The sequence below is a fragment of the Comamonas sp. GW821-FHT11H03 genome (assembly GCF_058807955.1).
This window is the reverse complement of sequence record NZ_JBXARF010000003.1, coordinates 260,233-284,199: the sequence shown is the minus strand read 5'-3', so window position 1 is coordinate 284,199 and position 23,967 is coordinate 260,233. Positions and strand designations below refer to the sequence as shown.

Genomic DNA, 23,967 nt, shown 5'->3' with positions numbered 1-23,967 from the left:
GCATATCCTCAGCGAGCCGACCTGTTGTCAACGACCGCTGCGAAGGTCAGCCGACAGTCGGAGCTTTCCAGCACGGCTTTAACCTAGTGGACTCCTCCCTAAAGCATGGCTCAGCCTCGCCTGGTCTTTGCGCCGCGCACCGCCACCATCAGCACCAGTGCCGAGAGGATCAGCATGACCAGCACCAGATAGATGCTGTAGTGCTTGTTGCCTGTGTATTGCGTCAGCAGGCCGGCCAGCGTGGGGCTGGCGGCCGAGCCCAGGTTGCCCAAGCTGCTGATGAGCGCTATGCCGCCGGCGGCCACGGCCGGTGACAGATAGTCGCTGACCAGGGCAAAGAACAGCGGGGGCAGGGCCGCCAGACCGATTAGCGTGAAGGCCAGGGCAATCAGCGAGCCCTCAAGATGGCCGTGCATCTGCAGGGTGGCGATCAGGCCGGCATTGGCCATGCCGCAAGCGATGAACAAATGCCAGCGTCGATCGCGGAACCGGTCGGAGCTGGCACCGAAGGCAATCATGCCGAAGAAGCCCGCAACAAAGGGAATGGCCGAGTAGATGCCGACATGCAGCACGTCCTGCACTCCCAGGCCCTGAATCACGGTGGGCATCCAGAAGACAAACAGATAGGTGGCGCCGTGCATCATGAAATACACCAGTGACAGGGCATAGACCTTGGGGTCGCGCAGCAACTGGCCCATAGTGGCGCTGCTGTGGGCCGCCTTGTGCCCGTGTCCGCCATGGTGAGCAACTTGGCTGCTGTCGTTGGCGATGTTGTGTTGCAGGCGCCCTTTTTCGGCGTCTGTCAGCCATCCGGCGTCGCTCGGCTTGTCCTGCAGATAGAAGTAGAGGATCAGACCCAGAATGCAGGCAGGAGGGCCCTGGATGAGAAACAGCCACTGCCAGCCATGCAGACCGTCGATGCCATCCATATATTTGAGAATGGCGCCGCATAACGGGCCGGCCGCAATCGCAATGGCCATGACGGCAGAGAGAAAGATGGAGATCACGCGGCCGCGGCGTGCCGAGGGGTACCAGTAGGTGAAGTACAGAATCACGCCGGGAAAGAAGCCGGCTTCGAAGGCACCGAGCAGAAAGCGCGCGACATAGAACTGCATGGGAGTGGAGACCCAGGCCATTGTCGTGGCGATGACGCCCCAGACCAGCATGATGCGCATTAGCGTTTTGCGTGTGCCTATCTTCTCCAGCAGCAGATTGCTGGGCACTTCAAACAGAAAGTAGCCGATGAAGAACAGGCCTGCGCCAAAGCCGTAGGCGGCGTCGCCGAAATCCAGCGTCTGCTTCATCTGGATCTGGGCGTAGCCGATGTTGATGCGGTCCAGGTAGGCGACCATATAGCAGATCAGCAGCAGGGGCAGAAGCCGCCAACTGACCTTGGCATACAGCGCGTTGTCTGCATCGATGTCATGGCTGGTGTCCTGCCTGGGCGTTGCGCCCGAAATGGTCGTCGCGCTTGGGGTCATGCTTGTCTCTTGGAAGTTGGTATGGGGCACGGGGCGGATCCTTGCTGCACGAGTTGCAAGCATCACGACGTAGACGCTGCAAGCCGCGGTGCTAGGGCTAGGCAGGGCTTTTTGTTGTCTTGATGCCGGGGGGAACTGCGCAGGCCAACAGCATCAAGCCTGTGATGCATAGACTGCCAAGTCTTTGTGCCAGGACCTCTCCAGGCCAGTGCGGTGACTGTGACCAGTGATTGGTTTGCTTGCCTTCGAGTTGCCGGTTCATTTCCTGCTATTGCCCTTCATGGCCTGGACCTGGCTGCGCACGGGGTATGCGTCAGTCTGTCTTGACCTCTGCAGGGGCAGAAATCAAGGAGTTCGAGGGGCAATGTAGGGCCGGTGCCCTGAATGGACTTAACGCATGCCGCAATTCAATTGCCAGATCATGACATCCGAGGGTAAGCCTTAGGGTCGGCCCTGCCGTGGCAAGGCGGCGGAAGAGGCGGCAGTTTTGCGCGGCGATGGCCTGCGCCATCGAAAGTCATGCCGCCCTGAGCTTGTAGTTGCACGGGGACAGACAGCCGTTTCATTTGCGGATGGCGGATGTGGCTGAGTCTGTTTTTTGGTAACGGCCAGCGCTTTGAGATCAGGGCAGGGGCTGGTCGGGCTTTTATTTGCACAAGCGGGTTGCCAGAGCTTTTGAGCCGGCCCATTGTGCAAGCTGATACGCCCGGCATGGCTCCGGGCATTGGGTGGATCGCTGGGTTCAGCGATGGGGAATGCCGCGTCAGGCCTTTTTCAGAAACTCGGATTTAAGAATGAATGGACCCTGATCCGTCTTGCAGTCCACGTCATGGTCGCCGTTGTCATAGACCAGGCGAATGCCTTTGATCTTGGTGCCTTTTTTGATGACGGTAGAGGAACCTTTGACCTTCAGGTCCTTGACCAGCAGCACGCTGTCGCCGTCGGCCAGCGGCGTGCCGTTAGCATCCTTGATGATGCGGGGGGCGTTGTCTTCATCGGCCATGGTTTCTGCATTGGCCGACCATTCATGGGCGCAATCGGGGCAGATCAGCAGATCGCCATCGGGATAGGTGTTGTCCAGACCGCATTGGGGGCAAGAGGGGAGGGTGGCTGTGCTCAAGGATTCGCTTCCGTTCAAAGAGTAAGCACCAAGCCTAGCTGCTAAACAGTAGTGTCCCGGATTGGTGCGGATTGCAAGACGGCCATGCCTGAGGCTAGGGCGCAGCCGCATGGCATGAATTTTATGTTTTTGATAGCTGCTAGCGCTTTCTGGGTAAGCGTCAGAAATTGTTTTATCTTGAGTTTTTTGTGGGAAATCAACGCACCAGATGCTCGGCCAGAAAGTCGATGAACACCCGTGTCTTGCGCGGCAGGTGGCGGCTGCCGGGGAAGACCAGATGAATCGGCTGGTTGGGCAGGGCGTACTCGGGCAGCACGCGCTGCAGCTGGCCGCTGCGCACATCGTCCTGCACCAGCCAGTCGGGCAGCACGGCTACACCCAGGCCCGCCAGCGCTAGCGCACGAATCGCGCTCGATGAATTGGACTGGTGGGCGGTGCGGCCCTGCACCTCGGTCTGCTGGCCCTGGGCGCTTTCCAGCACCCAGTGCGTGGGGCTGTCCAGATTACTGTTGGCAATCCAGGGCAGATCGGCCAGGTCTTGCGGCTGCTGCACGGCTTGCAGGCCAGTCAACTGGGGCGATGCGACCAGCCAGATTTCATAATCTGCCAGCTTGCGGCTTTTGAGGCTGGAATCGGCCAGGCTGCCCAGGCGCACAACCAGGTCGAGCTTTTCGGCTACTAGGTCACTGAGCGAGGAATTGGCATCGTGGCTGATGGCAATGCCTGGGTAGCGCTGCACAAACTGCGGGATCAGCGGCAGCACATAGCGCTCGCCAAACTCGGCCGTGGTGCTGATGCGTAACTGCCCGCGCAGGCGGCGGCTGCCGTGCTGGGCATTGTCAAATGCAGCTTCGATATGGCCGAAGATCTGCTTGAACTCGTCATAGAACTGCTGGCCGCTTTCCGTCAACGCCACCGACCGCGTGCTGCGCACCAGCAAGGTAATGGACAGGGCTTCTTCCAGCGCCTTTACATGCAGGCTGGCCATGGCTTTGCTGATGTTCAGGTAGTCGGCGGCCTTGGTGTAGCTGCCCAGCTCCACCACGGCCAGAAAAGTCTGCACGCGGTGAAGCTGGGTGTGGATGGCAGTGCTTGTGGTGGCGGCCATTGTTCAGTTTGGTCAAACAAAGTATCAAGCATAGCGGTATCGACGCGGGCAACTGCGCTGCCTACTATGTGCAGCTCAAAGGAAAGACATGAGCTACCGTTACCGCATTGCCCTGGTGTTTTTGACCGGGTTTTTTATCGACTGCATCAATATCTTCATGCCCGCAGTCGCCTTGCCACGCCTGGCTGCCGAGTTCGCGACAGCCAGCCTGGACACCGCCTGGGTGGGCAATGCCTACATCCTGGGCCTGACCTTGGTGATTCCCATCAGCACGTGGCTGGCCGGCCGCTGGGGCGCGCGGCGTTTGCTGGCAGTTTCCATGCTGGTGTTTGCACTGGCTGTGGCAGCTTGCGGCATGGCAGGCAGTTTTACGGCCGTGGTGGTTTGGCGCTTCGTGCAGGGAATGGCCGGCGGGCTGTTGATTCCCGTGGGGCAGGCCATGGCCTTTGCCTTGTTTCAGGGGGCGGAGCGTGCACGCATCTCCACCCTGGTCATGGCCGTGGCCCTGATTGCACCGGCTTTGTCACCGGGGCTGGGCGGGCTGATTGTGGACAGCAGTTCCTGGCGCTGGGTGTTTTTTGCCAATATTCCGTTGGCTCTGGCTGCCGCGCTGCTGGCCTGGTGCTGGGTGCGCGATTCGGCAGAGTCATTCGAGCCGTCGGTTGCTGTCAAGCCCGATATGACCGGACTGCTGCTGATCGGTACGGCACTGACTGCTGTGCTCATGGGCATGTCGCTGTACGGTGCAGGCCGTGGCCGGGTTCGGGCGCTGCTGTGTCTTGCGCTGGGTCTGGCAGCCAGCGCGCTCTATCTGCGCCACTGGCGCAAAGCGGCAGACCCGGTGGTCGAGCTGCGCCTGCTGCGCAGCTCACGCCTGCGGGTGTCCATGGCCGTGTACTACGCCGTGCCCGGCGTGTTTACCGGTGTCAATCTGCTGAGCCTGTTTTTTCTGCAGGACCTGCTGGCACTGAGCGCCCAGCGCTCGGGCATGTTCATGCTGGTCTATGCCGGCGGCGCGCTGCTGGCCATGCTGATGTGTGGCCGCATTTACAACCGCGTGGGGGCGAGGCCGCTGTTTGTGGTCAGTCTGCTGCTGCACAGCCTGGGTATTGCCTGCTTGATGGCAGTGAACAGCGCGGGCGATCTGCTAACCCTGGTGCTGGCCTATGCCCTGATGGGCCTGGGCGGTGGTCTGGCTGCCAATGCCGCGCAAACCACGGCGCTGATGGATTTTCACGGCTCGAAACTGCCCCAGGCCAGCGTGGTCTGGAACATCAACCGCCAGATGGCATTCAGCGTGGGCGCGGCCCTGTTTTTGATGATCTTCAACCTGCTGCAGCCGCATACCGGTGCGCTGGCGGCCTATCACGCAAGCTTCGCCGTCGCCGCCCTGGTTGGGCTGCTGCCGCTGACCTGTTTACACACCTTGAAAAAAAGCCAGACATGAACGACCAGAACCTCAAAGCCGCCGCACAAAGCATTAACGATGTGCATGCGCTGATCCAGACCGTTTTTACTCAAAAGGGCGAAGCCGCCCAAGCCGCTACCAAGGCGCTGATGCAGGTGTTTGCCGAAGGCTTCAGCATGGTCACCACAGGCGGCCGGATCGTGACGCGTGCCCAGATACAGCAGATGTTTGAGGGCGCTGCTGGCGGCAGGCCCGTTTTGCAGATGGTGGTGGATGAGCTGACAACCATCTGGCAGGCGGGCTCACATATCGCGCTGCGCTACCGCGAAACACATATGCTGGCCGGCGTTAGCCATGCGCGCTATTCCACGGCGATTCTGGAAGTCGCAGCTGGCGGCGTGCTGTGGCATGCGCTGCACGAGACAGCTATTGCTTGATCTTGAATCTCAGCCCATCACAAAGATGGGCGCAGCTGTGCGAAACGGCAGCTTGCGGCCCGCAGGCAGCAGATAGGCATGCTCGCGCGGCACGCGCAGCTGGTCGCATTGGCCATCGGTGATGATGAGGATGGGGCCGTCCTTGGGAAAGTCGTCGGCCTGGAGCAGCAGATCCACGCCCGGTTGCAGCACGGTACCGCCACGGCCTTTGAGGGCGATGCGCTGGGCAATGTCGGCGGCTGGCAGATAGCCCAGGTCGTAGGCGGCAGCGTCGCAGCAGATCAAGCGCGCAGCGGGCACATCCTTGGCGTCGGCGTAGCTTGCGATGGTGCCCAGCGCCTTGGCCAGCACATGGCGCTCCATGGAGCCCGAGGTGTCCAGCAGCACGCCGAAGGTGCGGCCTTCCAGCCAGCGGCTGTCGGCTTGAATGCGGGGCCTGGGAATATTGGGCGTAGCGCTTTGACGGCGGCTGATGCGGGCATAGCTGCGCCGCGTCTCTATGGGCGGAAAGTGGTGATCGAACCAGCGTGCCAGCTCCACCTGCCAGTCAATCGGCGGCTGCAGCAGAGCACGGATTTCCTCGATCAGTCCCGCGGGCAGCAGGCCGCGTGCGCCTTGCTCATGGCGCAGCAGGCCTTTGCCTAACTGGGTGCGGCAGAACTCGTCGATATCGGTGTAGTCGCCAGCCTTGCGCTGGCCGCCCACATTGCGCTCCAGCATGTCGCCCTGGCCACCGGCCAGGGTGCGCAGCTTGCGCATACGGCGCAGATCGCCCGTGATGCGGTCGTAGATCTCTTCCGCGCTGAGCCCGCGCAGCTCCGGGTCGTAGAGCAGACCGATGTCAGGCGGCTGGCCCACATCCATCTGAATCAGCCAGTCGTTGATGACGAAGTCGCAGGCCACGTTCCACAGAAACGGCTCGCGCCCGCGCCGGCGCGGCAGATGGCGCAGGGCGACATGCAGGACTTCGTGGGCAATGACGAAACGCAGCTCCAGCTCGGACAGGTGCGGGCCGGGGTTGATGTAGATGGTGCGCAGCATCTCGTCGACGGCGGCGACGGAGATGTCCTCGCGCTCGCAGATGCTGGCGTCCTCGATGATGTCAAACGCCGCGACCATGCTGCCCAGCAGCGGAAAGCTGTCCATGAACCAGTGGCGTGCGAGGTCCAGCGCGCTGCTGGCAGCGCGGCTCTGGCCAAACTCGCGGCGCACGCCCGCCGCCATTTCCACGGACTGGGTCACAGAGCGGGCCAGGCCCGCAGCAAACATTTCGGGCCAGTTGCCGTACCTGCGCCAGTAGGGCAGCGGCTTGCTGGTGGAGGATGCGGGCTCCGGCCATTGCTCCGGCAGGGCCAGGCTGGGGTGGGCGCCGCCCTGGCCGGGACCGGCCAGGCTTAGGGCCTGCGCCCAGGAAGGTATGCCTTGTTCGCAGAACTGCACATACCACTGGGCCTCGTCGCGCTGGGGCAGTCCGTCGGGCAGTTCCATGCCTTCGGGCGGACGGCCCAGCTTGATGGTCTGGATGAAGCGGGTCGTGACCACATCGCAGGCCGCGCTCCATTGTGCCCAATGGCTGCGGTCACGCTGAAACAGCTCCAGCGCGTAGCTGAGCGTTGCCCGCCCCAGGCAATACGCCCATTCTTCGGGTTTGGCCATGCGCTTGGGGTGGATGTCGATCTGGCCGGTAAAGCGCTGGTGGTTGAGGCTGGCCTGCGCCCAGCCATGGGCAGGGCAGCATGACTGGGCGCTGCGCACAAAGCCCAGGCTGCGGCTGAGTTCGCTAAAGATGGGGTGTGCCTGCAGCATGGCCAGGCCCTGCGTATAGGCCTGGGTGGCAGGGGTGTCGCGCGTTGGGGCTTTGGCCATCAGGCTCTGGCCGCTTCGCGTGCTTCCACCAGGCGTGGCAGGTCGCGCACGATTTCAACCATATACCAGGCGGGCAGGGTCTGGCTGTCGCTTTCAGAGGTGACGATCTGCGCCATTTCCAGGCTGATCTGGGCCAGCTCCTTGAGCATGGCCTTGGAGCGGTGCACGGTTTGCTGCAACTCGCCGCCGCTTTGCTGCTTGTCGGTGGGCAGGATCTTGAGCAGACGCGCACGGAATGCCTGGGCCAGGAAATACAGCACATCTCTGTCCTGCGGCGCATGGGGCCAGTTGGCGTCGCCCTTGAAGATGGCGTCCAGCCGGTGGCGGTCGTCGGCCAGCTTGTAAAAGGCCTTGAACTGCGCTGCATGCTGGGGCGTGAGGCAGCCGCTGCTCAGGGCTTCCAGCGTGTGCGGATTCAAATCGTCGCCATAGGACAGCAGGGCGTCGCTGAGCATATGCCAGGAGCGCGGCGTGGAAAACGCCTCTTCATGCTTGGGCGGCTGGCTCCACAGATGGTCAGGGCGCTGGGCCAGATATTCGAGCACCAGCGTGTGCAACTGGGCCTGCTGTGCCCATTGCAGCCACTCGCTGGCGCTGACCTTGAGCTGCACATGAATCATGCGGTTGATCAGCGCCGAGGACATGGTGCGCACAATTGCCGAGTCCTGAGCACGGTTGCCAGCCGCAATTACGATGGAGCCCTCGGGCATCAGGTACTCGCCCACGCGACGCTCCAGAATCAGGCTGTAGAAGGCTTTTTGCACGTCCTGGCTGCAGGCGTTGAGTTCGTCCAGGAATAGGCAATAAGGCTGCTCGCGCGCAATCATGGCGGGCGGGCAGAAGCGGGTCACGCCGTCGCTGATCTGGGGCACGCCCAGCAGATCCTCTGGCGCGAGCTGGCTGCCCAGCAGGGATACGCAATCTAGTCCCACGCTTTGCGCAAAGTTCTGTACCAGTGCCGATTTGCCAATTCCGGGTGGACCCCAGATAAACACGGGGCGTACGGTGGCGACGTTGAGAAGAAATTCGCTCAGTTGCGAAGGAGTGAGAGCCAGACTGGTTTGCATGCTGCAGGCAGTCTAAAGCAGACGCCCAGCGCAATCTGCGCCATGGCGTTGAAAACTCCTGAACTGATAGCTGGAAGGGCTTGGTGGGATTGGGCTTGCGGCATATTTCATCCGTAGTCAAACTCTGCTTGATAGTCCTGAGGATTGATGCCTTCGGCGCGCAGCGGCTCCACCAGCCTGAAACGGGTGATCTTGGCCGATGCGGTGATATAGCCCTTGATCACGCAGTCGCAGGTCACAGGGCTTTTGGCCTCCGCCGCCAGTTGCTCAATCACCCGCGTGGTCTTGCGCCGCGCCAGCATGCGAAAGAGGGCGGGCACATGGGCTAGCAGGCGTTTGAGCAGGGCCTCGGCCTCGGGCAGCCATTCGCCTTGCTTGGGCAGCTCGGGCACAAAGCCCCATTCGTCTTCGCTCAGCGGCCGCCACAGCAGGATGGAGTGGTTGTCGCCATCGCTTACGCAGGCCATTTCTTCCAGCTCTGGCGTATTCATGGGCGCGTAGCGCGTGCTGCAGCCTGCGGCCAGCAAGGTGTCATAAGTGGTCTGCACCTTGCTGACTTGTAGGCGCAGCGACAGGCTGGATTCGACCCGGCTCACCTGCGCCAGTCGCAGCGTGGCGCTGCCGGTATCAATGTCCACATAGCCATCGCCCCTGCCTACCTCGGCAAAGCCGATCACATCACGCCACATCTTGGCGGCGCGCTCCAGATCGGCGGTAGGGACAATAAGATGGCTGATTCCAAAAAACATAGCAGGCTTCGCAGAGAATTCAAGGGCCTCCCGATGATAGGGCTCTGAAGGCTTGTCTGTGTTGATCTGCCTCAAACGCGGCTGTTCTGCTCAGGCACTACGGCTTTTGGGGCTGCCGCTGCTGCATGAGGGCTGCGGTTTGTCTCCTTTGAACGAGAGGCAATGTAAAAATTGCAGTATCTCGATCAATCGGCATTGACTATGCGATCTGCTGGTCGGTTTGAAACGCCTGAATGCCCTGCATGCAATACAGCAAAAAGCGGTTGGCGGCGGGCGAGAGATGTCTGCCGGTGCGGGTGATGAGCTGCATCTCCGCATCCTGAAAGGCAGGGTTGTGAATGGGAATGGCGCGCAGGCGTCCGCTTGCCAGCTCGGCCGTGACGGAGCAGGGCGGCAGCAGGGTCACGCCCTGGCCGCTGGTGACAAAGGCCAGCAGCACGCTGATGAGATTGCTGGTCAGGACGGGGCTGAGGTGAATCTTGTCCTGGTGTTCGGCATATTCCACGAGCTGGCGAATGCCATACACGCCTTGCAGCATGGCAATAGGCCATCGACTGAGCTCTTGCAGCGAGGTCTGGTCAGCACGGGCCAGTGGGTGCTGGGAGTGGACGATGGCATGCATGGGCTGGCGCGCCGCACCGCGCGCGGTGATGTGGCTGTCGGCGGGCGGGTAGTAGACCAGGCCGATCTCGGCAGCGTCCTCGCGAATGCGGCGCATGATCTCGGTCGTGCCGTAGATTTCCAGCGAGATGCTGACGCTCGGATATTGCTGGCGAAAATTGCGTATCGGGCCGTCGATCAGCTCCTGTGCAAAGCCTTCGCCGCTGACCACGCTGACGCTGCCGCTGTGCAGCCCCCGCAGCGCATCGACCTTGGCCAGCATGTCGTGGCGGTGGGCCGTATGTTCGCGGTGATAGTCCAGCAGCAACTGGCCGGCCTCGGTGGGGACCACGCCGCTGCGATGACGCTCTAGCAGGGCAACGCCCAGCTCCTCTTCAAGCAGGCTGATCTGGCGGCTGACGGCCGAGGGAACGATGCCCAGTTTTTCGGCTGCGGCACGAACAGAGCCGCAGTAGACGGCTTCAAACAGATAGCGGGCGCGGGAGTCTTGAAAGGCGGGCATGCTGCGATTGTCGTCGCCAAATTGCATCTGTATTCATACGTATGTTCACTTTTTTAGAACAGAAAAAGAATGCGTATGCAATAAATGCATTGTTATATTCAGCGCCCGCATGGGTGAGCGCCAGCTTGGGCTGGTCGTGCCCATTTTCAGGGTTCAAAGCTATTTCAGCGCGTCGGCAGCGGCCGTCGTGCGCAAGGAAAGTTGATGCGTACAGAGGTGCAGCCGGCCAAGGCCGCGTTGAATGTGGGCAGCGTGGTGCAGGTTTTTGCACTGGCGCTGGTGATTGCGGCATTGTCCGAGTGGCTGGGGCCGCTGCCCATTGCGCTGGGCGTGGGCAAGGTGGTGCTGCTGCCCATGATCTGGGCGCTGCTCATCGGCCTGGTGCTTGGCCTGTTGCGCAAGCGCATGCCGGGCCTGCTGCAACTGAGCCTGTACAGCCAGAATCTGGCCGCCGCTGTGCTGTCCTGCGCGCTGTTTCTGTTCATTGCCAAGCTGGGCCTGCTGGTGGGCGGTTCGCTGCCCAAGCTGGCCGAGGTCGGTTGGGGCCTGGTGTTGCAGGAGCTGGGCAATCTGGTCGGTTGCGTGGCCCTGGGCATGCCGGTGGCCTTGCTGCTGGGCATCAAGCGCGAAGCGATTGGTGCGACGTTCTCCATCGGTCGTGAACCGGGTCTGGCCATCATCGGCGAGCGCTTCGGCATGGATTCGCCCGAAGGCCGCGGCGTGCTGGCCGAGTACATCACCGGTACGCTGATCGGTGCCATCTTCATCTCGCTGTTGGCCGGCTTTGTCTCCAGCCTCAATATCTTCCACCCACTGGCCCTGGGTATGGGCGCCGGCGTGGGTTCGGGCAGCATGACGGCTGCCGCCGTGGGTGCGATCGCTGCCCAGCATCCCGAAATGAGCGACCAGATCGCCACTTTTGCCGCTGCCGCCAACCTGATCGCAACGACGGTGGGCACGTATCTGACGCTGTTCATCTCGCTGCCCCTGGCCCTGCGTGCCTACCAATGGCTGGAGCCGATTCTGGGCCGCAAGCGCAAGCAGGCCGTGGTGGAGCAGGCCGTGGATCTGTCGGCAGCCAAGGACGAAGAGCAGGCGCCGGTGCCTGCGCTGGGTCTGGGCATGCGTTTCGCCTCCTGGCTTCTGGTCGGTGCCATGGTGCTGATCGGCAACCGCATCGGTCATGGGGTGCCCGTGATGGATGCGCTGCCCGGCGTGTTGCTCATCATTGCCGCCGTGTTTGTCGGCGATCTGATCTACGTCGGCACGCGCCGCATTCTTCCCGCCGTGTGCTGGATTTCGTTTATCGCCATGGCCATGACCTTCCCGCTGACGCCTTATGCCGCCGAAGTGGCAGCTTTGACGGGCAAGGTCAATTTCCTGGCCATGATCACGCCCATGCTCACGTTCGCGGGCCTGTCGCTGGCCAAGGACATCCCGGCCTTCCGTCGCCTGGGCTGGCGCATCGTCGTGGTTTCTCTGCTGGCCAATGCCGGCGTGTTCCTGGCCGCGACCCTGATCGCCCAGACCTTTGTCCACACGCTGTAAAAACGGAGCAAGACCATGATGAACACCATCAAATGGCCCGGTCAGCAGGAGCTGCAAGCCTGGCGTCATGACTTTCATCGTCACCCGGAAACTGCTTTTCAGGAGCACCGAACCAGCGCACGCGTGGCCGAGCTGCTCAAAAGTTTTGGTCTGGAAGTGCACACCGGCCTGGCCGGTACGGGGGTGGTTGCCGTGCTCAAGGGCAATCTGGGCGCGGGTCCCTCCATCGGCCTGCGCGCCGATATGGATGCGCTGAATGTGACGGAGCTCAACCAGTGCGAGCATGCGTCCACGCACGCTGGCCGTATGCATGCCTGCGGCCATGACGGCCATACCAGCATGCTGCTGGGGGCGGCCCAGGCTTTGGCCTCGGCACCCGATTTTTCGGGGACCGTGCATTTCATCTTCCAGCCCGCCGAGGAAAACGAAGGTGGCGCGCGCGCCATGATAGAGGGCGGGCTGTTCCAGCGCTTCCCTATGGACGCGGTCTACAGCATGCACAACTGGCCAGGCCTGCCCGTGGGTACGGCGGCGGTGCATTCCACGGCCGTGATGGCGGCCTTTGACATCTTCGATCTGACGCTGACCGGCAAGGGCTGCCATGCCGCCATGCCGCATCTGGGCAAAGACGCACTGCTCGCGGCCTGCCAGTTGGTGACGCAGCTGCCCGCGCTGATTGCGCGCGAGCAAGAGGTGCACAAGCCGGCCGTGCTGAGCGTGACCAGCTTCAACGCCGGCGACACCTATAACGTGATGCCCGAAGTCATCAAGCTGCGCGGCACTGTGCGCTGCTTCGACATGCCTCAGCGCGCGCGCATCGAGCAACGTTTTCGCGATGCGATTGCCGCGACCTGCGCGCTGCACGGCCTGGAGGCCCATCTCGACTACCGCGTCAGCTACCCTGCGACCATCAACAACCCCCAGCATGCTGAAGTCTGCGCCGAAGTGCTGACCGGCGTGCTGGGCGAAGGCAAGGTGCGCCGGGACATGGTGCCCAGCATGGCCTCGGAAGACTTTGCCTTCATGGCGCAGGAATGCCCGGGTGTCTATATCTGGCTGGGAAATGGCGAGGACAGCGCTTCTCTGCACAACCCCAAGTACGACTTCAACGACGCCAATCTGCCGCTGGGCATGCGTTACTGGGTGGAATTGGTGGGAGCGCTGCTGAAGGGCGGCAAGCTACCGGCCTGACAGAAGGGCTTTTCACATGAATCAATGCCGGGTCAACGCAGAGTTGAGCCCGGCATTTTTCATGCTCGGACGGTTTGCAAAACGCTAACAAGCAATGCATTCGGACACAGAAATGTCGGAAGGCTGACACCCTGTAACGTCATTCGATCTGACACCCCTATGATGTTTGTAGCGTTCCGCGATAGTGCCTGTTGTGTTCCAAGCAGGCCTCGGAGCGTGCGTGGCGGCCGCCTTGATCCCCTGGAGAAGAGCTGGTCGCGCAATAGCAGGTGTTGCATTCCGGCGCATGTCCGGGCTTTCACGCGGCGCTGACCGCATCTCTCGCAACGCTGCCTGCACCAACCCTGGTGCCGTGACTTTGTCGCACGGTACGGGTCTTGATACAGGAGGGCGCTTTATGCCATTTGGCAATCTGGAGGCGGGCATCTGGCCTGCCGGTTTTCCGCCGCTGCTGAGTTGGTGCGTGCTGGTAGCGGCCGCAGCCTTGCTTGGCCATATGGTTCACCGTTTTTCCGGCTATCCGCGTATGCTGGGCTACACCCTGGTCGGCCTCGTGGCCGGCTGGGTGGGGTTTGGCGATCTGCCCTGGCCGTTGCAGGGCAGCACGGCCTTGCTGCTGGAGGTGGCCGTGGGCGTCAGCCTGCTGCTGGCGGCCTCCCAGGTCTCCCTGCCCTGGCTACTGCGCCAGCCCTGGTTGCTGCTGCAAAGCCTTGGCGAGTCGCTGGTCACGATGGCCGTGGTAGCCACGACCTTGCTGGCGCTGGGTTGGGGCTGGGCCGTGGCGCTGGCCGTTGGTGTGATTTCCATGGCGGCTTCGCCGGCCGTGCTGCTGCGTATTGCCGATGATCTGCGTGCCAGCGGTGCGGTGACCGATCGCAGCCTGCTTCTTGCCACCATCAGTACCTTGCTGGCGCTGCTGGGGGCGCTGGTTCTGACGGTGGTGTTTGTGCCGGTCGCCCAAGCGGCGGGCGGTGGCCTGCAATTCTCGACGGCGGGCCTTGGACGCTTGCTGCTGAGCTTGCTTCTGACTCTGTTCTGGGCCTTGCTGGTCACGGTTGCCTTCTGGCCGGTGCTGCGCTGGCAGTCATCGCGTAGCGACACTACGGCCCTGTATCTGCTGGCGGCCATGGCTGCGGTCTGTTTGCTGGCCGAACAATGGGGCGGCTCGGCCGCGCTCGGCTTCGTGGTCGCTGGGCTGATGTTGCGCAATTTCAGCCCCATGCCCCTGGTCTGGCCCCAGGCCTTTCAGGCTGCCCATGCCATGCTCAATCTGCTGATGTTCGTGCTGGTGGCCAGCATGGCCTCTCAGGTGAACCTGTCTTTGGCCATGGTTTCGGTGGTGGCCAGCGTCGTCCTGGCAAGAATTCTGGGGAAGTTCGGCTCCATCTTGTTGCTGGGCCTGGGGACCGGCATAGGTTGGCGCAGGCAGTGGCCTGTGGCTTGCGGGCAATTGGCTTTGTCGGGTCTGGCTCTGCTGATGCTGTCCGGTATCGCACAGCAATGGACCGCCTTCAACGCCAGCGTGGCCCAGCAGGTGGCGGCCATTGCCCTGCCGGTGATTGTGGTGTGTGAGGTATTGGGCGTGCTGCTGGCCGCTACCGCCCTCTGGCGCAGCGGCGATGCCCATCGCGGTGTGGGCCGAGCGGCCTTGCAAAGAGGAGGCAAGCGCCATGACGCATGAGATAGAACAAAGTCAGCCGGCTGCGTCGGAGGCCGGCGGTCTGGGCGAATTCGCGCCATCACAGGCCTTGACGCTGGGCGTGGAGCTGGAGTTGCAGCTGCTCAACACCCATCACTACGATATGACGCCATATGCGCCCGATATGCTGGCTCTGCTCAAGAATGCCAAGGTGCCGGGCTCCATCGTGCCGGAGGTGACCTCCAGCATGATCGAGATCTCGACTGGCATCTGCCAGGATGCACAGGACGCCTATGAGCAGCTGGCGGTTACGCGCGATGCCCTGGTCAAGGCGGCCGACCGACTCAATATCGCGTTGGCCGGTGGCGGCACGCACCCGTTCCAGCAATGGCACCAGCAACGCATTTACGACAAGCCGCGCTTCAAGGAGCTGACGGCGCTGTACGGCTATCTGACCAAGCAGTTCACCATCTTCGGCCAGCATGTGCATGTGGGCTGTCCCAGTGCCGACGATGCGTTGATGATGCTTCATCGGCTTTCGCGCTATATCCCGCATTTCATTGCGCTGTCGGCATCCAGCCCTTTTGTGCAAGGCCAGGACACGGCGTTTGACTCCGCGCGACTCAACTCGGTGTTCGCATTTCCGCTCTCGGGTCGTGCGCCGTTTGCCCTGCACTGGGAGGACTTCGAGCGCTACTTCGCCAAGATGGCGGCCACGGGCGTGATTCACAGCATGAAGGATTTTTACTGGGATATCCGTCCCAAGCCCGAGTTCGGCACCGTGGAGGTGCGCGTCTTCGACACGCCGCTGTCCATCCATCGCGCTGCGCAGCTAGCGGCCTATGTGCAGGCGCTGGGTGCCTGGTTCCTCAGCGAGCAGCCCTTCGAGCCCAGTGAGGACGACTATCTGGTCTATACCTATAACCGGTTTCAGGCCTGTCGCTTCGGGCTGGACGGCACTTATGTGGACCCGGCGAGCAGCGAGCAGCTGTCGCTGCGCGAGCATATAGGGCAGACCCTGCAGCGCATCACCAGTCATGCACCGGCATCAGGCAAGAGCGCGCTGCAGGAGCTGGCCCTGGTGCTGCAGCGCGGCAACGATGCGAGCTGGCTGCGTGAGAGCTATGCCCAGGTGCAGCAATTGCCCGAAGTGGTGCGTCAGGCATCGCTCATATTTTCCGGCCGGCCCTGATCGGTTTTGACATCTTGGGCCCGGTGTAACACGTTAAAGTTGCAAATATTTACGAGTGCGGGTTGATAAGGCTTGATCAAGGCATGTGCCAGTCCGGCTTTGTTGACCTGCAGCTCTGGCGGTTTTCATGGTCTGAGCCATGCAGCACCTGTCTTTACCGGATATGAGCGATTTCATGGTTGCGACCGTCATCCTGGGCATGCTCTGCGTGCATCTGCTGTGTTTTTGCGTGCTGTTCATGCTGATCAGTCGCAGGTTGCCCGGCAGGAAAATGGGCATGGAGGTCTTTGCACTGGGCAATCTGCTGCTGGGTTGTGCCTATGTGCTGCAGCTGCTGGGCGGCAAGCCGGGCTGGAGTGCGATGAGTGTCGTCAATCACACGCTGACTCTGTGTGCTCCGGTGGTCTATGCCCTGGGCGCGATGCGCTTCTTCAATCGTCCCACTCCGGTGTGGCGGCCACTGCTGATTCTGGCGCTGGCCTATAGCGCGGCGCAGGTGCTGGTGCATTCGACACTGGGTCTGGAGGCGCGCCAGGCCATGCTGGCCGGGGCCTGTGCCTTGCTGTTTCTGGGGATGACGATCACCTTGCTGCGGGGCATGCGCAGCTTTGCCAGGAACATGGTCGTGGAGATGGTGGTCTTTGCCATTCTGATCGGCGGCATCTGCGCTCTCAATGCCATGAAGTTCGTGCTGATCCTGCAAGGCGGCTTGCAGGCCCTGGACATGAACAGCCGTTTTCAGATGGTGTTCTATATTTATATGTCCTTCCTCGGCACGGTGATCCCGCCAGGCGCCGTCTGGCTGGTGTTGCGACGACTTACCGACGAACTCGGCAGCATGGCCGCACAGGATCCGCTGACCAAGCTGCTCAATCGGCGGGGCCTGCTCAACGGGCTGGAGGCGCATTTCGCGGCTGCTAAGGGAGTGTCCGTCCACCTGTTGATCGTGGATATTGACCATTTCAAGCGCATCAACGACAACTACGGGCACCAGTTCGGCGACATTGTGCTGTGTCGGGTGGCGGAAGTGATTCAGCAGAGCACGCGCAGAAGCGACCTGAAATGCCGTTTGGGAGGTGAGGAATTCGTGGTTCTCTGCCCGGGACTGCAGGGAAATGAAGCTCCGCAATTGGCCGAAAGAATACGTGCGGCGATTGCCGAGATCGCGATACCGGGCATCAGCCTGCATGGCTGTGTCACTTGCACGGCAACGATTGGCGTTTCCCATCCCTTCGTCGCTTCGCATGCATTTGACGTCGCGCTGCGGCAGGCCGATGCGGCGCTTTATCGAGGTAAACGCGCGGGGCGCAATCGTGTTCAGTGCGTGGGCCTCGAAGACCTCTGGCCGCAGGCAGCGCAAGGCCCGGCAGCAAGATCAAGCCCCTCCATCAGAGAAAGGACTTGAAGGCGCTTAGGCTGCAATCACCGTCACGGCATAGCCCTTGCCGCTGGCAATTACGTCCAGCAGTCGATCGATATTGGGATGGGTACCCGGACGTGCCTTGGCGTCTTCGGTGTGCTCGGCAAACAGCTGCAGGCCTTCTTCGGCAGCAGCCGCGTTGATGCTGCCATGCTTGGCATAGAGTGCGTTGTAGACGGTGACCGAGCCAGCTTTGCCGGGTGCATTCGGAATGCTTGCAGCCAGCTTGCCGTCGGAGTCGATCAGCTGCAGCTCGGAGATATGGGCAATGGAAGGAAGTTGCTTGAGGTTGTCGGCAAAGGCCATGGTGTGCTCGCGATGGTTGCTGTGATGGAAGCCGTTATTGTGGGGGCAGCCTGAGGGCCTGTTCAGCTTCGAGCGCTGTTTTGCTCCAGCACCCGCCGTGCTTGCTGCATCTGCGCAAGCGTTGGCGCATATTCGGGCAGTTCGGCAATTTCATCCATTTCCCGCTGCATCAGCTGTTGCACCTGTGCTGCCAGGCCCTGCCACTGAGAGACGCTCATGAGGGCCTGGGCCGTCTGCAGCAAGTCGGCTTGTACTTCATATGACAGCGAGAGCTTGCGCACCACATTGAGGGCAAATGGGGGGCACAGCAGAATTTGAAATGCCGTCGAGCGCGCGAAGGCCAGGTCGCAGCGGCCCTGTCTGCCATGGCTCAGGGCCAACCAGCCCAGCCAGGCCGTGCTCAGATAGATGAGTGCCAGTGCAGTCAGCTGCATCAGTTCGGAATGAAGCACCAGCAAGGCGGCGGGAAGACCGAGAAACAGTAGCGCGGCCAGCAGATACAGCGGCAGCGCAAACGCTTTGAAGCTGCGGGCATGTGCCTCCACAGCCGTGGAAAATTTCGCATCACCGGGTAGATGAATCCGTGTGGCGCTCCAGCGCTGCCGGTACACGGGCCGGTGAAGCGCAAAAACAGGTAGCCATAGCAGGCGGTTCTGACGCAGCTCGAAGCCCCGGCTGGCCAACTGTGCCCGCCATCCCGAGCGTAGCGGGCGCAGCAAACCCTCTTCGGGCTTGAGCAGCAAGGCCGCGTCATAAAGATAGAACAGAACGATGGCCAGAACTACCTGCAGCTGCGTGGAGATCGTGAAATACAAGACGGCTTTCGGGACAAGACAAACCCCGCGATCTTAGCGATGCGCGGGGCGGGGTTACAGGGGGTAGCCGCAGCTGACTTAATGCTGCTATTCAGCGGCTTTCTTGCGGCCAAACAATTTGCCTAGGCCAGCGAACAGCGCGACCGCTGCGGCGGCGATGATCTTCCAGCCTGCAGCCAGAAAGCCTGCAATCGCACCCCACAGGCCTTTCTTGGTGGCAACCGCGGCCGCACCGCCGAGTACCAGTGCGCCCAGGCCGATGGCGGCGACCTTGTCGCCGTTCTTGAACTCGGCATAGGTCTGGCCGCTGTTGTAGTCGAAGCCGGCGAGCACCTTCTTGAATTCATCGGTGTTCTGGGCCAGCGTGGCGGTGTCGGAAACCAGGGTAGCGGTCATCACGCCGCTGCGGCCCAGAATGCGCGAGGTGTAGTTGACATTTTTCTCACCTGTTTCACCCCGCAGACGCAGGCCCCATTCCAGTCGCTTGGTCGTAGTGTCGTAATGAGGCGGCACCTGCCAGCCATCGGTGTACAGCGCTTCAAGGCCGAGTTTCTTGCGCTGTTCGTTGCCGGCCTTGTCGCCTGCCTGCATGGATTTGAGCAAGTCGTCGGCATCGATCTTTTCGTCGTCCTTCACATAGCCGGTGTCGTCATACGAGAACACGGCAAACCAGTCCAGCGATTTTGGGGCTATCAAAAAGTGATCGCTGCTGGGCGGGTTGCCAAATGCCTGCAGCAGCTTGGACGTGTCGGCCTCTCCGAGAAAGGCATAGCCCGATGGAATCTTGACGCTGGCCTTGTCGGCGATTTCTCCCTTCCCACTTTCCTGCCAGTGCAGGGCCTTGATTTCAGGAGGTAACTCCTGAGTGGCGTCAGCCTTGGCCCAGACGCCCAGAGAAAGTGACAGGCCTAGAACGGCGGCCGCGATGGACTTGAACATTCAATGAACTCCCGTGTTATGAATTTATTGAGGAAAGCTATTGGTAATAGCGAACTTGATTTCACATACGCATTCGAATCATCGTCGTTGATTCGTAAGCGAAGCATAACGTGGCTCAAACTGAGCTGACAAAAGTAGCAGGATTGATAGCGCAAAGCGTCAGTAATATCGGACAAACAGCATGTTTTAAAGAAATTTTTTGGAGATCGGTCATATGCACAGTGCCATATCTTTCTTGCAGGGGCATGCCAATCTGGGCATGGGCAGCTGGCATCTTGGCCAGGGTCGGCGTAGCTGGGGCGAGGAGAAAGCGGCCTTGCTCACCGGATTGCAGCTCGGCCTGAGCGTGATCGACACCGCCGAGATGTATGGCGATGGCCTTTCGGAGGAACTGATTGGCGAGGTCCTGCGTGACTGGACGCCAAGTCGGCCCCGGCCTTTTCTGGTCAGCAAGGTGCTGCCCATGCATGCCAGCCGCCAGGGAGTGATGCGCGCGTTCGCGGCCAGTGCCTACAAGCTGGGAGTGGACTGTATCGACCTCTATTTGCTGCACTGGCGCGGCAATACGCCGCTGGCCGAGACTGTAGCTGCGTTCGAGGACCTGAAGATGCAGGGCAGGATTCGCCATTGGGGCGTCTCCAATTTCGACACCGACGATATGCAGGAGCTGTGGCAAGTTCCGGGTGGACGCAACTGCGTGGTCAATCAGGTGCTCTACAACGTTTTCAGCCGCGGCATCGAATATGACTTGCTGCCCTGGTGCCAGAAGAACGGCGTGGCCGTGATGGCCTATTGCCCGCTCGGGCACGGGGAACTGGTTGAGCAAAGCCTGCTCGCTGAAATCGGTGATCGCCATGGTGTCAGTGCCAGTGTGGTGGCTCTGGCCTGGGCTCTGCGTAGCGGCAAAGTGCTGGCAATCCCCGAAAGCGGCTCTGAAGACCATATCCGAGACAATGCCCGCTCACTGCAGCTCAGGCTCGGCGCAGAGGAGCTGGCGCTGATCGACGCTGCATCGCCCCCGCCGCGCTTCAAGCAGCCGCTGGACATTCTCTGAGCAAGAAGGGCGTCAGCGTCGATTGAGGTGGCGTTGCGGCGGCGGTCCCTGCCCGTGCCGGTACTCAGAGCGGAACTCGTTCCGGCTCCCAGACCAATGCCCGTCGCTCCCATTCCTGCTCCCGGATCGCTGGCACCTGCGTCACCACGGCCACCAGCACTCTGACCTTCGCCGGCTTTGCAGATCACTCCGGCTCCCCCATCCTCGGCCGTGCTCTTGCGCGATCCGGGCTAAGCGCTGCCTTTGTTGACAGTGCTTGCGAGCCCGCTTGTCGATCGGCCTCATGTTTTGTCATATGCTAGATAGTTGACATATCACCTAGCTGAGAAAAAGAGACAACGTGGTGGAGCCTGTGACTAGCCGGGGTCTGAACCCCTCATGGATCATCGTCGCTGCGGGCGTCAGCGCCTCGCTGCATGTGGGCAAGCTGCCGCCCGCCGTACCCCTGCTGAAGCAGCAACTGGGCATGTCTCTGGTGCAAGCGGGATTCTTGCTTTCCACCGTCCAGGTGGCGGGCATGGTGCTGGGCCTGGTGGTGGGCCTTGGGGCAGACAAATGGGGGCTGCGTCGCAGCCTGCTGATGGGGCTGTTGCTGATGGCACTGTCCAGCATGGTGGGTGCTGCGGCCACGGACTTCACCTGGCTGCTGGCGCTGCGTGCTCTGGAAGGTCTTGGGTTCTTGCTGGTTGCCATGCCCGCTCCAGGGCTGATTCGTCGCAGCGTCAAACCGTCAGAACTGGGGGCGCGTATGGGCTGGTGGGGCTCTTATATGCCCATTGGCAGTGCCATGGGCTTGCTGCTTGGACCCTGGGTGCTGCAGGCGACCAGTTGGCAGACCTGGTGGCTTGCACTGGGCTGTACCTCCGCCTTGGCGGCCTATGCCATCTGGCGCATGGTGCCTGCGGATGCTGCTGCAACTGCAGCCGTCGCAGCCACTGCCGATGAGGGATGGCGTCCGCGTCTGGCGCTCACATTGCGCAGCCCCGGTCCCTGGCTGGTGTCACTGGGCTTTATGGTGTATTCGGGTCAGTGGATGGGCATTGTCGGCTTTCTGCCCACGCTCTATTCGGAAGCAGGACTCAGTGCCAAGCTGGCAGGCCTGCTGACGGCCGTGGTCGCCGCCAGCAATATGCTGGGCAATGTGGCGGCAGGCAGGTTGCTGCACCGCGGCTGGAGTCCTGCGCGCTGCCTGCAGACCGGCTATGTGCTGATGGGCCTGACGGCGCTGCTGGCCTATATGCAGATCGGGGGCGAGCCGCTGGCTCCTCTGTGGCTGCGCTTTGTGGCCGTGGCCCTGTTCTCGGCGACGGGCGGCCTGATACCGGCGACCCTGTTCACAACGGCCATGCATCTGGCGCCCAGCCAGGCCACGGTGTCCACCACCGTGGGTTTCATGCAGCAATGGTCTTGTGTGGGGCAGTTCGCAGGTCCGCCGCTGGTGGCGGCCGTGGCCATGCAGATGGGCGGCTGGCAGTTCACCTGGATGGTGACGGGCAGCATGTGCGTGCTGGGCTGGTTGCTGGCGCTGGGAGTGGGCCGTTGCTGGAGTAGCTTCCGGGCCCGAGATTTGTGAGTGATGCTCTGTATTTATGAGCTTACAGTTCTTGATGGGTAAGTGCCGTAGCTTGAATTGATGCATTGTTTTGAACTGGCGCAGAGGGCTCGAGTTCCAGCTCAAGCATTATTAGAGTCCGAACTGCGGTTACGCTGCAGTCTTGTGGAGGTTCATGATGCAAAAGCGCCAGTTTCTCGCCACCGCAGCTTCGCTGACGGCATTGTCATCAACGTCTTGGCTCGCGGGCTGTGCTTCGCGCCGTACCAAGACGGTGGTCAAGCCCGCCGAGTTGATCTATTACGGCGGCCCGATTCTCACCATGAATGACGCTCAGCCTCAAGTGGAGGCCGTGGCCGTCAGCGCCGGGATGATTACCGCCATCGGCTCAGCTCAGGAGCTGGATGCCTTGCGCGGTCCGGCCACGCGCATGGCGGACTTGCAGGGGCGCACGCTGATTCCGGGTTTTGTGGATCCGCACAGCCATATCGGCGGCGTGGGACTGCAGGCCATTTCTGCCAATCTGCTGCCACCGCCTGATGGCGGCAACGCCTCTATCGCCGACTTGCAGCAGACGCTGCGTGAGTACATCAAGACTTCGCCCGAGGTCAAACAGTTGGGCATCGTGCTCGGCTTTGGCTATGACGATTCCCAGCTTCAGGAGCGACGCCATCCTACACGTGATGACCTCGATGCCGTCTCCCGGGATCTGCCGATTGCCGTGATTCACCAGTCCGGGCACTTCGGTGCACTCAATTCTGCGGCCCTGGCCCGTGCCGGCATCGGTCCCGGCACACCCAATCCAGAGGGCGGCGTGATCCGCCGCCGTGCCGGCAGCCCGGCGCCCAACGGGGTGCTGGAGGAGAACGCCTTCTTCCACAGCCTGGGCAGGATCATGCCCGATCTCACGCTGGAGCAATCCATGGACTGGCTGGAAAAAGCCCAGCAGCTTTATCTGGAGTTCGGCTACACCACGGTGCAGGACGGTCGCTCCCACGCAGGCGCGATCGCCTCGGCCATGGCGGCTGCCGAGGCGCGTCGGTTGGTCATCGACGTGGTGTCCTATCCCGACATACTGCAACTGGGTGATGGCGCGCTGGCCAACAAGCTCAAGTTCAGCCGTAGCTATACCAATCGCTTCCGCATTGGCGGTGTCAAGCTCACGCTTGATGGCTCGCCCCAGGGCAAGACGGCCTGGCTGACCGAGCCGTATCTGGTGCCGCCCGATGGCCAGAAGGCTGGCTACCGTGGCTATGGGGTGCTAAGCGATGCCAGGGCCAACGAGCAGGTGGCCAAGGCCATCCACAACGGCTGGCAGATTCTGGTGCATGGCAACGGCGATGCGGCGATTGACCAGTTCATCGCTGCAGTGCGTGCCAGCGGCCCGGTGGAGCAGGCGCGTGCCGTACGTCCGGTGCTGATCCACGGTCAGACGCTGCGACGCGACCAGGTTAGTCAGCTCAAGGAGTTGGGCATTTTCCCGTCGCTGTTTCCCATGCATACCTTTTACTGGGGCGACTGGCACCATGATTCGGTGCTCGGTGATCCGCGCGCGCAGAACATCTCGCCGACAGGCTGGGTGCTGGGCGAGGGCATGGTGTTCACATCTCATCATGATGCGCCTGTGGCCCTGCCATCGTCGATGCGTGTGCTCGATGCCACGGTGAATCGCACGACGCGCTCAGGGCGTGTGCTGGGGCCGGAGCATCGCGTCTCGCCCTGGGTGGCGCTCAAGGCGCAGACCATCTGGTCGGCATACCAGCATTTCGAGGAAGACCGCAAGGGCTCCATCGAGGTCGGTAAGCTGGCCGATCTGGTCGTGCTTTCGGACAACCCGCTGACCGTGCCGCCGCATCAGCTTTCCAATCTCCAGGTGCTGGAGACCATCAAGGAAGGGCGCACGGTTTACAAGCGCGACGGGTCAAACCTCTGATTTGAGGGCCGCTTGCGAT

20 protein-coding genes are annotated in these 23,967 nt (G+C 61.7%); 10 read left to right on the top strand and 10 right to left on the bottom strand.

Translation table 11 applies throughout. The features are described from left to right. Positions 1-110 precede the first annotated feature (110 nt). The 3 genes from AC1RTQ_RS09645 to AC1RTQ_RS09635 all read right to left on the bottom strand — a co-directional run bounded on the left by AC1RTQ_RS09645 (position 111) and on the right by AC1RTQ_RS09635 (position 3,709). Positions 111-1,481 (bottom strand): MFS transporter, encoded by a 1,371-nt coding sequence (locus AC1RTQ_RS09645; RefSeq protein ID WP_492875260.1) that lies wholly within the window; start codon positions 1,479-1,481, stop codon positions 111-113. Positions 1,482-2,244: 763 nt separating this feature from the next. Next, positions 2,245-2,601, bottom strand: coding sequence for a zinc ribbon domain-containing protein YjdM (locus tag AC1RTQ_RS09640; protein WP_492875258.1), 357 nt, complete (start codon positions 2,599-2,601; stop codon positions 2,245-2,247). Between the two features lie 196 nt (positions 2,602-2,797). Continuing rightward, entirely contained in the window at positions 2,798-3,709 is a 912-nt protein-coding gene (locus tag AC1RTQ_RS09635; RefSeq protein ID WP_492875256.1) for a LysR family transcriptional regulator, read from the bottom strand. An 88-nt stretch (positions 3,710-3,797) separates the two neighbouring features. Here AC1RTQ_RS09635 and AC1RTQ_RS09630 point away from each other — a divergent pair, with 88 nt between their 5' ends. Both AC1RTQ_RS09630 and AC1RTQ_RS09625 read left to right on the top strand, forming a co-directional pair. After that, positions 3,798-5,156, top strand: a complete 1,359-nt coding sequence (locus tag AC1RTQ_RS09630; RefSeq protein WP_492875254.1) for an MFS transporter — start codon at positions 3,798-3,800, stop codon at positions 5,154-5,156. Beyond that, on the top strand, positions 5,153-5,554 hold the full coding sequence (locus AC1RTQ_RS09625; RefSeq protein WP_492875252.1) for a DUF4440 domain-containing protein: 402 nt from the start codon (positions 5,153-5,155) through the stop codon (positions 5,552-5,554). Before AC1RTQ_RS09630 ends, AC1RTQ_RS09625 begins: the two co-directional genes overlap by 4 nt. 9 nt (positions 5,555-5,563) lie before the next feature. On the opposite strand, the gene AC1RTQ_RS09620 is transcribed toward AC1RTQ_RS09625, so the two are convergent. The 4 genes from AC1RTQ_RS09620 to AC1RTQ_RS09605 form a co-directional block, all read right to left on the bottom strand. Then, positions 5,564-7,420 (bottom strand): vWA domain-containing protein, encoded by a 1,857-nt coding sequence (locus AC1RTQ_RS09620; RefSeq protein WP_492875250.1) that lies wholly within the window; start codon positions 7,418-7,420, stop codon positions 5,564-5,566. Then, positions 7,420-8,487, bottom strand: a complete 1,068-nt coding sequence (locus tag AC1RTQ_RS09615; protein ID WP_492875248.1) for an AAA family ATPase — start codon at positions 8,485-8,487, stop codon at positions 7,420-7,422. Before AC1RTQ_RS09615 ends, AC1RTQ_RS09620 begins: the two co-directional genes overlap by 1 nt. Before the next feature lie 107 nt (positions 8,488-8,594). After that, positions 8,595-9,236: a VOC family protein gene (locus tag AC1RTQ_RS09610; protein WP_492875246.1), complete on the bottom strand. Its 642-nt coding sequence runs from the start codon at positions 9,234-9,236 to the stop codon at positions 8,595-8,597. A 199-nt stretch (positions 9,237-9,435) separates the two neighbouring features. Beyond that, positions 9,436-10,386 (bottom strand): LysR family transcriptional regulator, encoded by a 951-nt coding sequence (locus AC1RTQ_RS09605; protein WP_492875244.1) that lies wholly within the window; start codon positions 10,384-10,386, stop codon positions 9,436-9,438. 177 nt (positions 10,387-10,563) lie between these two features. On the opposite strand from AC1RTQ_RS09605, the gene AC1RTQ_RS09600 reads away from it, so the two are divergent. The 5 genes from AC1RTQ_RS09600 (at position 10,564) to AC1RTQ_RS09580 (ending at position 17,334) form a co-directional block, all read left to right on the top strand. Next, positions 10,564-11,907, top strand: coding sequence for a DUF3100 domain-containing protein (locus AC1RTQ_RS09600; protein WP_492875242.1), 1,344 nt, complete (start codon positions 10,564-10,566; stop codon positions 11,905-11,907). 15 nt (positions 11,908-11,922) lie between these two features. Then, positions 11,923-13,098 (top strand): M20 aminoacylase family protein, encoded by a 1,176-nt coding sequence (locus AC1RTQ_RS09595; RefSeq protein ID WP_492875240.1) that lies wholly within the window; start codon positions 11,923-11,925, stop codon positions 13,096-13,098. 397 nt (positions 13,099-13,495) lie between these two features. Continuing rightward, positions 13,496-14,779: a cation:proton antiporter domain-containing protein gene (locus tag AC1RTQ_RS09590; protein WP_492875238.1), complete on the top strand. Its 1,284-nt coding sequence runs from the start codon at positions 13,496-13,498 to the stop codon at positions 14,777-14,779. Beyond that, entirely contained in the window at positions 14,769-15,929 is a 1,161-nt protein-coding gene (locus AC1RTQ_RS09585; protein WP_492875236.1) for a YbdK family carboxylate-amine ligase, read from the top strand. The genes AC1RTQ_RS09590 and AC1RTQ_RS09585 overlap by 11 nt, the downstream gene beginning before the upstream one ends. 175 nt (positions 15,930-16,104) lie before the next feature. Then, complete coding sequence (locus tag AC1RTQ_RS09580; protein WP_492875234.1) at positions 16,105-17,334, top strand: GGDEF domain-containing protein; 1,230 nt, start codon at positions 16,105-16,107, stop codon at positions 17,332-17,334. 6 nt (positions 17,335-17,340) lie between these two features. Here the strand turns inward: AC1RTQ_RS09580 and AC1RTQ_RS09575 are convergent, their stop codons facing one another. The 3 genes from AC1RTQ_RS09575 to AC1RTQ_RS09565 form a co-directional block, all read right to left on the bottom strand. Next, positions 17,341-17,655, bottom strand: a complete 315-nt coding sequence (locus tag AC1RTQ_RS09575; protein ID WP_492875232.1) for a DUF2322 family protein — start codon at positions 17,653-17,655, stop codon at positions 17,341-17,343. A gap of 62 nt (positions 17,656-17,717) precedes the next feature. Beyond that, positions 17,718-18,470, bottom strand: coding sequence for a hypothetical protein (locus AC1RTQ_RS09570; protein WP_492875230.1), 753 nt, complete (start codon positions 18,468-18,470; stop codon positions 17,718-17,720). Between the two features lie 87 nt (positions 18,471-18,557). After that, on the bottom strand, positions 18,558-19,409 hold the full coding sequence (locus AC1RTQ_RS09565) for a DUF2167 domain-containing protein (RefSeq protein ID WP_492875228.1): 852 nt from the start codon (positions 19,407-19,409) through the stop codon (positions 18,558-18,560). Positions 19,410-19,623: 214 nt separating this feature from the next. On the opposite strand from AC1RTQ_RS09565, the gene AC1RTQ_RS09560 reads away from it, so the two are divergent. The 3 genes from AC1RTQ_RS09560 (at position 19,624) to AC1RTQ_RS09550 (ending at position 23,948) form a co-directional block, all read left to right on the top strand. Beyond that, positions 19,624-20,463, top strand: a complete 840-nt coding sequence (locus AC1RTQ_RS09560) for an aldo/keto reductase (protein ID WP_492875226.1) — start codon at positions 19,624-19,626, stop codon at positions 20,461-20,463. Positions 20,464-20,806: 343 nt separating this feature from the next. Then, positions 20,807-22,036 (top strand): MFS transporter, encoded by a 1,230-nt coding sequence (locus tag AC1RTQ_RS09555; RefSeq protein WP_492875224.1) that lies wholly within the window; start codon positions 20,807-20,809, stop codon positions 22,034-22,036. A 157-nt stretch (positions 22,037-22,193) separates the two neighbouring features. Then, complete coding sequence (locus tag AC1RTQ_RS09550) at positions 22,194-23,948, top strand: amidohydrolase (protein ID WP_492875476.1); 1,755 nt, start codon at positions 22,194-22,196, stop codon at positions 23,946-23,948. The last annotated feature ends 19 nt before the right edge of the window (positions 23,949-23,967 follow it).

Bases quoted from the DNA above. Each gene is read 5' to 3' on its own strand.
- AC1RTQ_RS09550 (WP_492875476.1), top strand. From the start codon at position 22,194: ATGCAAAAGCGCCAGTTTCTCGCCACCGCAGCTTCGCTGACGGCATTG.
- AC1RTQ_RS09625 (WP_492875252.1), top strand. From the start codon at position 5,153: ATGAACGACCAGAACCTCAAAGCCGCCGCACAAAGCATTAACGATGTG.
- AC1RTQ_RS09595 (WP_492875240.1), top strand. From the start codon at position 11,923: ATGATGAACACCATCAAATGGCCCGGTCAGCAGGAGCTGCAAGCCTGG.
- AC1RTQ_RS09560 (WP_492875226.1), top strand. From the start codon at position 19,624: ATGCACAGTGCCATATCTTTCTTGCAGGGGCATGCCAATCTGGGCATG.
- AC1RTQ_RS09600 (WP_492875242.1), top strand. From the start codon at position 10,564: ATGCGTACAGAGGTGCAGCCGGCCAAGGCCGCGTTGAATGTGGGCAGC.
- AC1RTQ_RS09630 (WP_492875254.1), top strand. From the start codon at position 3,798: ATGAGCTACCGTTACCGCATTGCCCTGGTGTTTTTGACCGGGTTTTTT.
- AC1RTQ_RS09585 (WP_492875236.1), top strand. From the start codon at position 14,769: ATGACGCATGAGATAGAACAAAGTCAGCCGGCTGCGTCGGAGGCCGGC.
- AC1RTQ_RS09575 (WP_492875232.1), bottom strand. From the start codon at position 17,655: ATGGCCTTTGCCGACAACCTCAAGCAACTTCCTTCCATTGCCCATATC.
- AC1RTQ_RS09645 (WP_492875260.1), bottom strand. From the start codon at position 1,481: ATGACCCCAAGCGCGACGACCATTTCGGGCGCAACGCCCAGGCAGGAC.
- AC1RTQ_RS09615 (WP_492875248.1), bottom strand. From the start codon at position 8,487: ATGCAAACCAGTCTGGCTCTCACTCCTTCGCAACTGAGCGAATTTCTT.
- AC1RTQ_RS09610 (WP_492875246.1), bottom strand. From the start codon at position 9,236: ATGTTTTTTGGAATCAGCCATCTTATTGTCCCTACCGCCGATCTGGAG.
- AC1RTQ_RS09635 (WP_492875256.1), bottom strand. From the start codon at position 3,709: ATGGCCGCCACCACAAGCACTGCCATCCACACCCAGCTTCACCGCGTG.
- AC1RTQ_RS09565 (WP_492875228.1), bottom strand. From the start codon at position 19,409: ATGTTCAAGTCCATCGCGGCCGCCGTTCTAGGCCTGTCACTTTCTCTG.
- AC1RTQ_RS09590 (WP_492875238.1), top strand. From the start codon at position 13,496: ATGCCATTTGGCAATCTGGAGGCGGGCATCTGGCCTGCCGGTTTTCCG.
- AC1RTQ_RS09605 (WP_492875244.1), bottom strand. From the start codon at position 10,386: ATGCAATTTGGCGACGACAATCGCAGCATGCCCGCCTTTCAAGACTCC.
- AC1RTQ_RS09620 (WP_492875250.1), bottom strand. From the start codon at position 7,420: ATGGCCAAAGCCCCAACGCGCGACACCCCTGCCACCCAGGCCTATACG.
- AC1RTQ_RS09580 (WP_492875234.1), top strand. From the start codon at position 16,105: ATGGTTGCGACCGTCATCCTGGGCATGCTCTGCGTGCATCTGCTGTGT.